Below are 12,935 nucleotides of genomic sequence, written 5' to 3'. Positions count from 1 at the left end.
TTCCTCACAGCACACGCACCCGGCGCACACACCACGGGCCACCGCGCCAGGACATGCGCAAGCCCCCCAGGTCCGAGACCTGGGGGGCTTCCGGCTGGTGCGCGAGGGGGGAGTTGAACCCCCACGCCCTTGCGGGCACTGGAACCTGAATCCAGCGCGTCTGCCTATTCCGCCACCCGCGCATTGGGTGCGTCTTCCGGGCCTTTCCTTGCGGTCCGGCGCCTTCCGACACGAGAACATTAGCACGCTGGAAGGGGTCGATTCACATCCCTTTCCCCGGGCGGACCGGGGCGGACCGGGGCGCCCGCCCTCCTTCGGGCACTCGTCCCGGTCCACGGCCGTTCACGTATCAACCTCGTACCGGTCCGGCCCGTCTCCCCAGGAGCCGGTAGGGGACCGCGGTCAGGTGCGGGACACTGGTCTGCGGCCGCCTCTACGATCCTGGGCATGAGTACCTGAGGGAGCACTCCCGAAGGCTCCGCGGGAGTTCGAAGGGGGCTCCGGCGGGAAAGCGGGAACTCCCCGAGGCGTCGACACCCGTCGACCGGGCCGACAGGGGGAACCAGCCGATCGACCGGCGCGTGGATACGATCAGTAAGCAGTACCAGGTGGGCAGCGCGCGCACGCACCGCACGACGCGGAGCGGCACCGCGCAAGGCAGCGGCAGGCAAGGCAGCAGTACGCAACACAGCACTACGCAGGACAGTGGCAGCGGACAGGACGGCAGCGACGGAGGAGGTGCCCCATGGGAGTCCTGAAGAAATTCGAGCAGCGGCTCGAAGGCCTGGTCAACGGCACCTTCGCAAAGGTCTTCAAGTCCGAGGTGCAGCCCGTGGAGATCGCGGGAGCGCTTCAGCGTGAATGCGACAACAACGCGACCATCTGGAACCGCGACCGCACCGTCGTGCCCAACGACTTCATCGTGGAACTGAGCACGCCCGACTACGAGCGCCTCAGCCCCTACTCCGGACAGCTCGGCGACGAACTGGCCGGCATGGTGCGCGACTACGCCAAGCAGCAGCGCTACACCTTCATGGGACCGATCAAGGTCCACCTGGAGAAGGCGGACGACCTCGACACCGGCCTGTACCGCGTGCGCAGCCGCACTCTCGCCTCCTCCAGCAGCCACCAGGGCGGCCCGGGCCCCACCGCGCACCCGGCACCCCCCGCACGGCCCACCGGGCCGGCCGGCGGGTACGGCTACCCGCCGGCCGCCCCCGCGGGCGCCCCGCCCATGCCGTCCGCGCCGCCGCCCGGCGGCCGCCCCGGCGGTTACGGCTACCCGCAGCCCGCCGGCGGCCCGCAGCCCCCGGCCGCGCCCGCCGCGGGCGGACGCACCCGCCACTGGATCGAGATCAACGGCACCCGCCACCAGATCTCCCGCGCGACGCTCGTGCTGGGCCGCAGCACCGAGGCCGACGTGCGGATCGACGACCCCGGCGTCTCCCGCCGGCACTGCGAGATCCGGACCGGAACGCCCTCGACGATCCAGGATCTCGGCTCCACCAACGGCATCGTGGTGGACGGGCAGCACACCACCCGCGCTACGCTCCGCGACGGCTCGCGGATCGTCGTGGGCAGCACCACCGTTATCTACAGGCAAGCCGAAGGGTGATCCGGGGGCAATGTCAGAGCTGACCCTCACGGTCATGCGGCTGGGTTTTCTCGCCGTACTGTGGCTGTTCGTGATCGTGGCCGTGCAGGTCATCCGCAGCGACCTGTTCGGTACGCGGGTCACCCAGCGCGGCGCGCGGCGCGACGCCGGCCGACCGCAGCAGACCGCCACGCGCCAGGGCCAGGCGCCTCCGCAGCAGCGCCAGCAGTCCGGCGGCCGCGGCCGCCGGGGCGCGCCCACCAAGCTGGTCGTGACGGAGGGCACCCTCACCGGCACCACCGTCGCCCTCCAGGGCCAGACCATCACGCTCGGCCGGGCCCACGACTCGACCATCGTGCTGGACGACGACTACGCCTCCAGCCGCCATGCCAGGATCTACCCGGACCAGAACGGCCAGTGGATCGTCGAGGACCTGGGCTCCACCAACGGCACCTACCTGGACCGGGCCCGGCTGACGACCCCCACCCCGATTGGCCCGGGGGCGCCGATCCGCATCGGCAAGACCGTCATCGAGCTGCGGAAGTAGTGCTACACCAATGAATGAGCGCGAGCGGAGCGAGCACGCAGCGGCGGCCGGCACCCCGGGCCCCGGCGCGCTCCCGACCGGAGGGTGGGCAGTGTGGCTCGACACGACCGGCTGCAGTCGGAGCCGACGGGCGAGGTGCGCATGAGTCTGTCACTGCGCTTCGCCGCCGGTTCCCACAAGGGCATGATCCGCGAGGGCAACGAGGACTCCGGCTACGCCGGTCCCCGCCTGCTCGCCATCGCCGACGGCATGGGCGGCCAGGCGGCCGGCGAGGTCGCCTCCTCCGAGGTGATCTCCACCATCGTCGCCCTCGACGACGACGTGCCCGGCTCCGACGTCCTCACCTCGCTCGGCGCCGCCGTCCAGCGCGCCAACGACCAGCTGCGGCAGATGGTCGAGGAGGACCCCGCCCTGGAGGGCATGGGCACCACCCTGACCGCCCTGCTGTGGACCGGGCAGCGCCTGGGCATGGTCCACGTCGGCGACTCCCGCGCCTACCTGCTGCGCGACGGCGTCCTCTCCCAGATCACCCAGGACCACACCTGGGTGCAGCGCCTCGTGGACGAGGGCCGGATCACCGAGGAGGAGGCGGGCACCCACCCGCAGCGCTCCCTGCTGATGCGCGCCCTCGGCAGCGGCGACCACGTCGAACCCGACCTGTCCATCCGCGAGGTCCGGGCCGGCGACCGCTACCTCATCTGCTCCGACGGGCTCTCCGGCGTCGTCTCCCACCAGACGATGGAGGACACCCTCGCCAGCTACCAGGGCCCCCAGGAGACCGTGCAGGAGCTGATCCAGCTCGCCCTGCGCGGCGGCGGCCCGGACAACATCACCGTCATCGTCGCCGACGTCCTCGACCTCGACACCGGCGACACCCTCGCCGCGCAGCTCTCCGACACCCCCGTGGTCGTCGGCGCCGTCGCCGAGAACCAGGCCCAGACGGGCGACAACGGCATCATGCAGACCCCGGCCGGCCGCGCCGCGGGTCTCGGCCGGCCCCGCGGCGGAGGCGGCGAGTTCGGCCCGCCCGGCAGCGGCGACGTCACCGGCTTCGTCCCCACCGGCGGCTTCGACGACTACGGCCCCGACGACTTCGTCAAACCCCGCAAGACCCGCAAGTGGCTCAAGCGGTCCCTCTACACCGTCCTCGCCCTCGCCGTCATCGGCGGCGGCACCTACGGCGGCTGGCGCTGGACCCAGACCCAGTACTACGTCGGCACCAAGGACGACCACCTCGCGCTGTACCGGGGCATCAGCCAGGACCTCGCCTGGGTCTCGCTCTCCAAGGTCCAGAAGGACCACCCCGAGATCGAACTCAAGTACCTGCCGCCCTACCAGCAGAAACTGGTCGAGGCCACCATCGCCGAGGACGATCTCAACGACGCCCGGGCCAAGATCGAGGAACTGGCGGTCCAGGCCTCCGCCTGCAGGAAGCAGGCCGAGCGACGCTCCGCGGCGGCCGAGGAGAACGCGAAGACGGGCGAGGGCGAGGCCGGAGGCACCACGGGAACCAGCACCGCCTCCTTCACGTCCAAGGCCTCACCGAGCCCGAACCCCTCGGGATCGGCCAAGGCACCCGAATCGTCCGAGTCCCCGTCCACGACCGCACCCACTCCAGGCTCAGGCCCGACCCTCTCGGAGGAAGAACAGAAGGTCGTCTCGCTGTGCGGTAAGCAGCAGTAGGCAAGCCGTGAGAGGCCCCGTCACACGATGAGCAGTACTACCAACCCGTCGACGCAGCACACGTCCACGATCGGCGCCATCGGCGCCCCGAGCCGGCGCAACACCGAGCTGGCTCTGCTCGTGTTCGCCGTCCTCATCCCGGTCTTCGCCTACGCCAACGTGGGCCTGGCCATCAACGACGAGGTGCCCGCAGGGCTGCTGAGCTACGGCTTCGGCCTCGGCCTGCTGGCCGGCGTCGGCCACCTCGTCGTCCGCAAGTTCGCGCCGTACGCCGACCCGCTGCTGCTGCCGCTGGCCACCCTGCTCAACGGACTCGGGCTCGTCGCCATCTGGCGCCTGGACCAGTCCGAACTGCTCCAGGACATCAAGCAGGCCGGCACCGCCGCGCCCCGCCAGCTGATGTACACCGCGATGGGCATCGCCCTGTTCGTCGCCGTCATGATCTTCCTCAAGGACCACCGCGTCCTGCAGCGCTACACCTACATCTCCATGGTCACCGCGCTGTTCCTGCTGCTGCTCCCGCTGGTGCCGGGCCTCGGCAAGAACATCTACGGCGCCAAGATCTGGATCCAGGTCGGCTCCTTCTCCATCCAGCCCGGTGAGTTCGCCAAGATCGTCCTGGCGATCTTCTTCGCCGGCTACCTGATGGTGAAACGCGACGCGCTCGCCCTGGCCAGCCGCCGCTTCATGGGCCTCTACCTGCCCCGCGGACGCGACCTCGGCCCGATCCTGGTCGTGTGGATGGTCTCGATCCTCATCCTGGTCTTCGAGACCGACCTCGGCACCTCGCTGCTGTTCTTCGGCATGTTCGTGATCATGCTGTACGTCGCCACCGAGCGGACCAGCTGGATCGTCTTCGGTCTGCTGATGTCCGCCGTCGGCGCCGTCGGCGTGGCCACCTTCGAGCCGCACATCCAGCAGCGCGTCGACGCCTGGCTCGACCCGATGCGCGAGTACACGCTCTCCCGCGCGGGCCAGGTCGGCCACTCCGAGCAGGCCATGCAGGCCCTGTGGGCCTTCGGCTCCGGCGGCACCCTCGGCACCGGCTGGGGCCAGGGCCACTCCGAGCTGATCCGCTTCGCCGCCAACTCCGACTTCATCCTCGCCACCTTCGGCGAGGAACTGGGCCTGGCCGGCCTGATGGCCCTGCTCCTGCTCTACGCGTTGATCGTGGAACGCGGCGTGCGCACCGCCCTCGCCGCCCGCGACCCCTTCGGCAAGCTCCTCGCCATCGGCCTCTCCGGCGCCTTCGCCCTCCAGGTCTTCGTCGTCGCCGGCGGTGTCATGGGCCTCATCCCGCTCACCGGTATGACCATGCCCTTCCTGGCCTACGGCGGCTCCTCCGTCATCGCCAACTGGGCGTTGATCGGCATCCTGCTGCGCATCAGCGACACCGCGCGCAGGCCGGCACCCGCCGCGCCCGCCAACCCGGACGCCGAGATGACCCAGGTGGTCCGACCGTGAACAAGCCACTGCGCCGAATCGCGATCTTCTGCGGCCTCCTCGTCCTCACCCTGCTCATCCGGGACAACTGGCTCCAGTACGTCCAGGCCGACGAGCTCAAGGAGGACGAGCACAACCGCCGCGTCGCCATCGAGCGGTACGCCACCCCGCGCGGCGACATCATCGTCGACGGCAAGGCCATCACCTCACACGCCACCACCGAGGGCGACTTCAAGTACAAGCGCACCTACAAGGACGGCGCCATGTGGGCGCCCGTCACCGGCTACGTCTCCCAGGCCTACGGCGCCACCCAGCTCGAGTCCATCGACGACGGCATCCTCACCGGCAACGACGACCGGCTCTTCTTCCGCAACACCCTCGACATGATCACGGGCAAGAAGCGCGAGGGCGGCAACGTCGTCACCACCCTCAACGCCGCCGCCCAGAAGGCCGCCTACGACGGCCTGAAGAAGCAGGGCGCCAAGGGAGCCGTCGTCGCGATCGAGCCGTCCACCGGCAAGATCCTCTCCATGGCCTCCTACCCCTCGTACGACCCCACCACGATCGCGGGCAGCAACAACGCGGCCGGCGAGGCCTGGAACAGGCTCCAGAAGAAGAACAACCCCGACGACCCGATGCTCAACCGGGCGCTGCGCGAGGTCTACCCGCCCGGCTCCACCTTCAAGGTGGTCACCGCCGCCGCGGCCCTGGAGCACGGCCTGTACAAGTCCGCCGACGAGAAGACCGACTCCCCGCTGCCCTGGACCATGCCCGGCACCACCACGCCGCTGCCCAACGAGGGCGACCTTCCCTGCGAGGACGCCACCCTCCGCGAGGCCCTGCGCGTCTCCTGCAACACCGTCTTCGGCAAGGCCGGCTACGACCTCGGCAACGACGAGATGCTGGAGACCGCCGAGAAGTTCGGCTTCAACAAGGAGCAGTTCGTCCCGGTCCGCTCCAGCGCCTCCCGCTTCTCCGACGGCATGAACGACTCCCAGGTCGCACTCTCCTCCATCGGCCAGTACAACACCGCAGCCACCCCGCTGCAGATGGCCATGGTCACCTCCGCCATCGCCAACAACGGCACCCTGATGAAGCCGTACATGGTCGACGCGCTCCAGGCCCCCAACCTCGACACCATCGAGAAGACGGACCCCGAGGAGATGAGCAAGCCGCTGTCCGCGGACAACGCCCAGACCCTCCAGTCCATGATGGAGACCGTCGTCGAGGACGGCACGGGAACCAACGCGCAGATCGACGGCGTCACGGTGGGTGGCAAGACCGGTACCGCACAGCACGGTGTCGACAACAGCGAGAACCCGTACGCCTGGTTCATCTCGTACGCCAAGACCGACGACGGCAGCTCGCCCGTGGCCGTGGCCGTGGTGATCGAGGACGAGAACGCCAGCCGCGACGACATCTCCGGCGGCGGCCTCGCGGCACCGATCGCGAAGAACGTCATGGAGGCCGTCATCGACAGCAAGAAGTGACCGCGCCATGAAAGGGACGTGACTCCGGTCACGTCCCCTTCACATCGGCGCACGTTGCGATACCGGTCCTGTATCGGCTGCCCGGCTCGGCCAAGGGGCCCGGAGCGAGCCGGGTACGGTAGGCCGGACGGCAGCCTCCGACCGTACAAGCATGCCGGTCGGGACCGACGGAGAGGGCTGGTAGGTAACCATGGAAGAGCCGCGTCGCCTCGGCGGCCGGTACGAGCTGGGCCAGGTGCTCGGCCGTGGTGGCATGGCGGAGGTCTACCTCGCGCACGACACCCGGCTCGGCCGCACCGTGGCGGTGAAGACGCTCCGCGCGGACCTCGCGCGCGACCCGTCCTTCCAGGCCCGCTTCCGCCGGGAGGCCCAGTCGGCCGCCTCGCTCAACCATCCCGCGATCGTGGCGGTGTACGACACGGGCGAGGACTACATCGACAACGTGTCGATCCCGTACATCGTCATGGAGTACGTCGACGGGTCCACCCTCCGCGAGCTGCTCCACTCCGGCCGCAAACTGCTGCCGGAGCGGACACTGGAGATGACCATCGGCATCCTCCAGGCCCTGGAGTACTCGCACCGGGCCGGCATCGTCCACCGCGACATCAAGCCGGCCAACGTCATGCTGACGCGGGGCGGCCAGGTCAAGGTCATGGACTTCGGCATCGCCCGCGCCATGGGCGACTCCGGCATGACGATGACCCAGACCGCCGCCGTGATCGGCACCGCCCAGTACCTCTCCCCGGAGCAGGCCAAGGGCGAACAGGTCGACGCCCGCTCCGACCTGTACTCCACGGGCTGCCTGCTCTACGAGCTGCTCACGGTCCGCCCGCCCTTCGTCGGCGACTCCCCGGTCGCCGTCGCCTACCAGCACGTACGCGAGGAACCGCAGGCACCGAGCGTCTTCGACCCCGAGATCACGCCCGAGATGGACGCGATCGTACTGAAGGCACTGGTCAAGGACCCGGACTACCGCTACCAGTCGGCCGACGAGATGCGCGCCGACATCGAGGCCTGCCTCGACGGCCAGCCCGTCGGCGCCACCGCCGCGATGGGCGCCATGGCCGCCGGCGGCTACGGCGCCTACCCCGACGAGCAGCCGACCACCGCCCTGCGCTCCGACGCGGGCGCCGGCGCCACGACCATGCTGCCGCCGATGAACCCGGACGACGGCGGCTACGGCTACGACGACCGCCCCGATCGGCGCCGCCAGCAGCCCCGCAAGAAGAACACCTCCACGATCCTCCTGGTCCTGGCCGGCATCCTCGTCCTGATCGGTGCCATCCTGATCGGCAAGTACGTCGTCAGCGGCGGCGGAGGCCCCGGCGACAGCACGGTCTCCGTGCCGCCCCTGGTCGGTCAGACGCAGGACGACGCCGAAAAACTTCTCACCAACTCCGACCTGACGCTGGGAACCGTCGAGCAGAAGCCCTGCGAGGACCAGAAGAAGGGCACCGTCTGCTCCCAGGACCCCGAGCAGGGCCAGAAGGTCGACAAGGAGTCCACCGTCAACCTCGTGATCTCGACGGGCGCGCCCAAGGTCGAGATTCCCGACGTGGAGGGACTCACCTTCAGTGAGGCCGAAGCCACCCTGAAGGACAAGGGCTTCGAGGTCGAGAAGCAGTCGGAGGAGTCCACCCAGACCCCGGACACCGTGCTCACCCAGGACCCCAGGAGCGGCGCGTCACGGGAGAAGGGCTCCACCGTCACCCTCACCGTCGCCAAGGAGACGGCCCAGGTGACCGTGCCCGACCTGACCGGCATGAAGCCCGAGGACGCCAAGAAGCGGCTGGAGGAGCAGGGCCTCGTGCTCGGCACGCAGGAGCAGGCCGAGTCCACCGCACAGGCCGAGGGGACCATTTTCGAGCAGACCCCCAGCGGCGGGAAGGACGTCGACCGCGGCAGCACGGTCAACGTGAAGATCGCCAAGGCGCCGCAGAAGACGAAGATGCCCGAGATCCGCAACAAGACCCTCGCCGAGGCCAGGCAGATCCTGCAGCAGAACGGCTTCACCAACGTCCAGGTCGCTCCCGGCGCCCCGGGCGACGACAACGCGAAGGTCATCGGCTCGAACCCGCAGCCCGGCAGCGAGGTCGACGACCCGGCCGCCACGCCGGTCACCTTGATGACCGTCGCCGCCAACGGCAACGGCGGCAACGACAACGGCGGGTTCATCGGCGGCCTCCCCGGCCGGGACTGACCCGCCCGATCCACCGTCCGGAGCCCCGGCCCTCAGCTCAGCTGAGAGCCGGGGCTCCGTCGTACAGGCCGACATGCGTCGATCGTGTCTTCGTATCTCATGACTCGTTGACCCCGGGTGACCACACAACCGACCCGGAGGACACCGTGATCAGCGAGACCGCCCTACTGGAATCACCGACCCTGCGCAGCAGCGTCCTGGACCGCACCGACGTACTCGACCGCGTCAAGGCGCTGTCCCTGCTGCCGGACGGCATGCACGTGACGACGGCGATGGTGGCGACGTACTTCGGCGTGACCGCTGAAGCTGTCCGTCAGCTGACCAAACGCCATCGTGAGGAACTTGAAGTCAATGGGATGTCCGTACTGCGAGGCGCTGACCTGCGGAGATTCGAGAGTGACAACGTGTCACGCTCGCTGGCGAGTTATCCACAAGCGCGGCGAAGCCTCACCATCTACTCGCGTCGCGCCGTCCTCAACGTCGCCATGCTCCTCCGTGACAGCGAAGTCGCACGTCAGGTCCGTGTCTACCTCCTGGACATGGAGTACCTGGCCCGCACCCAGCCTGTGGAAAACCCGTCCCCGACAGACACCGCCACCCTCGACGCCCGCATCGACCAGCGCATCACCCACATCCTCGGCAAGACCGTCGTGCCGATGTTCAACGCCCTGATCGAAACCTCGAGCGATCACCGACGAGAACTCATCGCCCTCCGCACAGGCGTCCAGCGCATCGAGAGGCGGCTCCGGGGGCACCACTCCAGGCTGCAACGGCTCGAAGGCCCTCGGGAGGACCGCCCCCTCGCCGGCGTCATGGCCGCCATGGACGCCATGAACGGCCGCGAGTTCGAGGAGCACGTGGCCACACTGCTCCGCCGCGACGGATGCACCAACGTCCTCGTGCGCGGTGGCAGCAGGGACCGAGGCATCGACATCACCGCGCTCACCTCCGACGGGCGAGCACTCGTCGTCCAGTGCAAGAGGTTCGCGCCTCACCTCAACATCACCAGCCCCGAGATCCAGAAGTTCCTCGGGGCCAAAGTCCTGCACACCTCCGACATCGCTCTGTTCGTGGCGACCTGCCCCTTCACGCGCGACGCCCAGAACATCGCCGCAGAGAGCGGCATCACCGTCGTACACCGCGGGCTCCTGGAGGAATGGAGTGCCGGTGCACCGCTGACCGTCCTGCACTGAGAGAACGAAGAGGCCCGAAGCCGCAAGAGGAAGTTGCGGCTTCGGGCCCTCGCCATGTTAGGTGACTGAGGTCCCGAAGGGACCCCAGCCCTTTCAGCGCAGTTCCGCCGGCGGCGTCCGCTCCCCGTCCACCTTCTCCGTGCGGACCAGCTCGCCCCACACCACGTACCGGTCACGGCTCGTGTAGACCGGGGTGCAGGTCGTCAGGGTGATGTAGTGGCCGGCCTTCTTCTTGCCGGACTCCTTCGGGACGGCGTCGAGGACGTCCACGTTGAACTTCGACGTCTCGGGCAGGACGGCGTACGTCTTGTACACGTACCAGGTGTCCTTCGTCTCGAAGACGATCGGGTCACCCTTCTCGATCTTGTCGATGTTGTGGAACCTCGCCCCGTGCCCGTCCCGGTGCGCGGCGAGCGAGAAGTTGCCCTTCTTGTCCGAGGTGGGCAGCGTCGCCTTGACCGGGTCGGTGTAGTAGCCGGCCACGCCGTCGTTGAGGACCTTCATCGACGTGCCCTTCTCCACCAGGACGTCACCCTCGCCCATCGCCGGGACGTGCAGGAAGCCGATGCCCGCCTTGGTGTCCAGCGCCCCCGGGCCGCTCGGGCCGTCTCCCACCCGGTCCTGGGCCCAGTTGTCCCGGACCTTCTCCGCCTGCTCGTCCGCCGCACGGTCGGCGACCACGTTCGTCCACCACAGCGAGTAGACGACGAACAGGCCCATCACCAGGCCCGCGGTGATGAGCAGTTCCCCGAAGACGCTGACCGCCTGCGCGACGATCCGTCCGGGACGACGCCGCCCGCGACCGCGGGCCTCGGCGTGCTCCTGCTGCTCCGTGTCGGTGGTCGATGCCACTGGTCATCCGCCCTTAACTGACGAGCGCATCCGGCTTGCCCTTGCTGCGCGGCCGTTCCTCGACCATCTTGCCCCAGACGATCATGCGGTACTTGCTGGTGAACTCCGGCGTGCAGGTGGTGAGGGTGATGTAGCGGCCGGGCCCCTTGAAGCCCGACTGCTTCGGGACCGGGTCCAGCACACTGACGTTGCTCGGCGACGTCACCGGCAGGATCGACGCCATCTTGTACACGAAGTACTTGTCCTGCGTCTCCACCACGATCGGGTCGCCCGGCTCCAGCTTGTTGATGTACCGGAACGGCTCGCCGTGCGTGTTGCGGTGCCCCGCGAGTCCGAAGTTGCCCGTCTTCGCGTCCGGCATCGCCGTCTTCAGGCCGCCCTCCCCGTAGTGCCCGACCATGCCCCGGTCCAGCACCTTCTTGCTGCTGATCCCCTCCGCGATCGGCACCACCACGTCCAGCTTGGGAATGTGCAGCAGCGCGAAGCCCTGCCCCGGTTCGAACGTCCCGGGATTGCGCCTGCCGCTCGCCCAGTCGTCCTGGAGGTTGCTCGCGGCCTGGTCCGCCTGCGCGTGCGCGCGCACGTTCGTCCACCACAGCTGGTAGGTGACGAACAGCAGCATCAGCACACCGGTCGTGATGAAGATCTCACCTATCGCCCGGCTGGCGATCACCGCGGCGCCGGGCTTGCGTGCCCGTGCCTGCCGACGAGCCTCCACGCGCGACAGAGGCGCCTTCGGCGGCTCCTCGTCCTCGACCTCCGCCGACTGCCCCCGGGGCGCCCCACGGCGCCCGTGACGCCGTTTCGCGGCCTTCCTGCGGGCCGCGCGCCCGCCCTCCACGGGACCGTCCCCGGCAACACCCGTCCCGGTGTCCGCCCCCCGCACCGGGGGCTCCGGAATCCGCAGCGCCACCGTCTCGTCGTCGACCGGCGGCGCCTGGTGCTCCCCCCCGGACGCCGACTCCTCGTGCCAACCGCCCCCGAACGCACCGGAATCCCCGTACGGCTGCCCGTACGAGGATCCCTGGTCACCGGCCGTGCCGGAGTCGCGCTCGGGGCGCAGCGCGGTCACGCCGTGGCCCTGCCCACCACCGGGGCGAGCCCCGCCGACCTCGCCACCGCGTCCTGGTCGCCGCACTCCGCCAGCCAGTTGGCCAGCATCCGGTGCCCGTGCTCGGTCAGCACCGACTCCGGATGGAACTGCACGCCCTCCACGAGCAGTTCCCGGTGGCGCAGGCCCATCACGATCCCGTCCGGCGTCCGGGCCGTCACCTCCAGCTCCGCCGGCACCGTGCCCGGCCGAGCCGCCAGCGAGTGGTACCGCGTCGCCGTGAAGGGCGAGGGCAGGCCCGCGAAGACGCCCCGGCCCGTGTGCTCCACCGGCGAGGTCTTGCCGTGCAGCAGCTCCGGCGCCCGGTCCACCACACCGCCGTACGCCACCTGCATCGACTGCATGCCCAGGCACACGCCGAAGACCGGCACCCCAGTCGCCGCGCAGTGCCGGACCATGTCCACGCAGACGCCCGCCTGCTCCGGCGTACCCGGGCCGGGCGAGAGCAGCACGCCGTCGAAACCGTCCTGGGCGTGCGCCGTCGACACCTCGTCGTTGCGCAGCACCTCGCACTCGGCGCCGAGTTGGTAGAGGTACTGGACCAGGTTGAAGACGAAGCTGTCGTAGTTGTCGACGACGAGGATGCGCGCGCTCACTGGTTGTCCACCGTCACATCGTTGAAGGGCAGCAGCGGTTCGGCCCACGGGAAGACGTACTGGAACAGGACGTAGACCACGATCATCGCCAGCATGAGCGAGAGCAGCGCCTTCACCCACGCGTTTCCCGGCAGATGCCGCCAGATCCAGCCGTACATGCCGTCCCTTCCGTCGCACCACGACGCCACACTCACGCCGTACCGCACCAGACTAGCGGCGCGCGGGT

Annotated in this window: 11 protein-coding genes and 1 tRNA gene; 7 read left to right on the top strand and 5 right to left on the bottom strand. The window is 69.4% G+C overall.

Annotated features, from left to right (window positions below; all coding sequences use genetic code 11):
- Positions 1–95: 95 nt before the first annotated feature.
- Positions 96–182, bottom strand: a tRNA-Leu gene (locus AB0P07_RS23920).
- A 563-nt stretch (positions 183–745) separates the two neighbouring features.
- Between AB0P07_RS23920 and fhaA the strand changes: the two genes are divergently transcribed.
- The 7 genes from fhaA to AB0P07_RS23885 all read left to right on the top strand — a co-directional run bounded on the left by fhaA (position 746) and on the right by AB0P07_RS23885 (position 10,150).
- Positions 746–1,615: an antibiotic biosynthesis regulator FhaA gene (gene fhaA / locus AB0P07_RS23915; protein WP_365553633.1), complete on the top strand. Its 870-nt coding sequence runs from the start codon at positions 746–748 to the stop codon at positions 1,613–1,615.
- 10 nt (positions 1,616–1,625) lie between these two features.
- Entirely contained in the window at positions 1,626–2,141 is a 516-nt protein-coding gene (gene fhaB, locus AB0P07_RS23910; protein ID WP_102930155.1) for an antibiotic biosynthesis regulator FhaB, read from the top strand.
- 141 nt (positions 2,142–2,282) lie between these two features.
- Positions 2,283–3,824, top strand: a complete 1,542-nt coding sequence (locus AB0P07_RS23905; protein WP_365553628.1) for a Stp1/IreP family PP2C-type Ser/Thr phosphatase — start codon at positions 2,283–2,285, stop codon at positions 3,822–3,824.
- A 27-nt stretch (positions 3,825–3,851) separates the two neighbouring features.
- Positions 3,852–5,288 (top strand): FtsW/RodA/SpoVE family cell cycle protein, encoded by a 1,437-nt coding sequence (locus AB0P07_RS23900; RefSeq protein WP_102930156.1) that lies wholly within the window; start codon positions 3,852–3,854, stop codon positions 5,286–5,288.
- Entirely contained in the window at positions 5,285–6,757 is a 1,473-nt protein-coding gene (locus AB0P07_RS23895) for a penicillin-binding protein 2 (RefSeq protein ID WP_365553624.1), read from the top strand. Before AB0P07_RS23900 ends, AB0P07_RS23895 begins: the two co-directional genes overlap by 4 nt.
- Positions 6,758–6,947: 190 nt before the next feature.
- Positions 6,948–8,957: a Stk1 family PASTA domain-containing Ser/Thr kinase gene (gene pknB, locus AB0P07_RS23890; protein WP_365553621.1), complete on the top strand. Its 2,010-nt coding sequence runs from the start codon at positions 6,948–6,950 to the stop codon at positions 8,955–8,957.
- Between the two features lie 146 nt (positions 8,958–9,103).
- Positions 9,104–10,150 carry a restriction endonuclease gene (locus AB0P07_RS23885; protein ID WP_365553618.1) on the top strand — a complete coding sequence of 349 codons (1,047 nt, stop codon included), beginning with the start codon at positions 9,104–9,106 and terminating at the stop codon, positions 10,148–10,150.
- Between the two features lie 93 nt (positions 10,151–10,243).
- On the opposite strand, the gene AB0P07_RS23880 is transcribed toward AB0P07_RS23885, so the two are convergent.
- The 4 genes from AB0P07_RS23880 to AB0P07_RS23865 are packed head-to-tail and all read right to left on the bottom strand — an operon-like array spanning position 10,244 to position 12,867.
- The gene (locus tag AB0P07_RS23880; protein ID WP_365553615.1) at positions 10,244–11,002 is read right to left on the bottom strand and encodes a class E sortase; all 759 of its coding nucleotides are present in this window, start codon (positions 11,000–11,002) and stop codon (positions 10,244–10,246) included.
- A 13-nt stretch (positions 11,003–11,015) separates the two neighbouring features.
- The gene (locus AB0P07_RS23875; RefSeq protein WP_365553612.1) at positions 11,016–12,074 is read right to left on the bottom strand and encodes a class E sortase; all 1,059 of its coding nucleotides are present in this window, start codon (positions 12,072–12,074) and stop codon (positions 11,016–11,018) included.
- Positions 12,071–12,709: an aminodeoxychorismate/anthranilate synthase component II gene (locus AB0P07_RS23870; protein ID WP_365553609.1), complete on the bottom strand. Its 639-nt coding sequence runs from the start codon at positions 12,707–12,709 to the stop codon at positions 12,071–12,073. The genes AB0P07_RS23875 and AB0P07_RS23870 overlap by 4 nt, the downstream gene beginning before the upstream one ends.
- A complete protein-coding gene (locus AB0P07_RS23865; RefSeq protein ID WP_016326682.1) occupies positions 12,706–12,867 on the bottom strand; it encodes a hypothetical protein in 162 nt (53 codons plus the stop codon). The genes AB0P07_RS23870 and AB0P07_RS23865 overlap by 4 nt, the downstream gene beginning before the upstream one ends.
- Positions 12,868–12,935: the final 68 nt, after the last annotated feature.

Source organism: Streptomyces sp. NPDC085944 (genome assembly GCF_040686295.1).
Taxonomy (GTDB): domain Bacteria; phylum Actinomycetota; class Actinomycetes; order Streptomycetales; family Streptomycetaceae; genus Streptomyces; species Streptomyces salinarius.
Note: the sequence above shows the minus strand (reverse complement) of the source record. Positions and strands in the feature narration are given on the sequence as shown.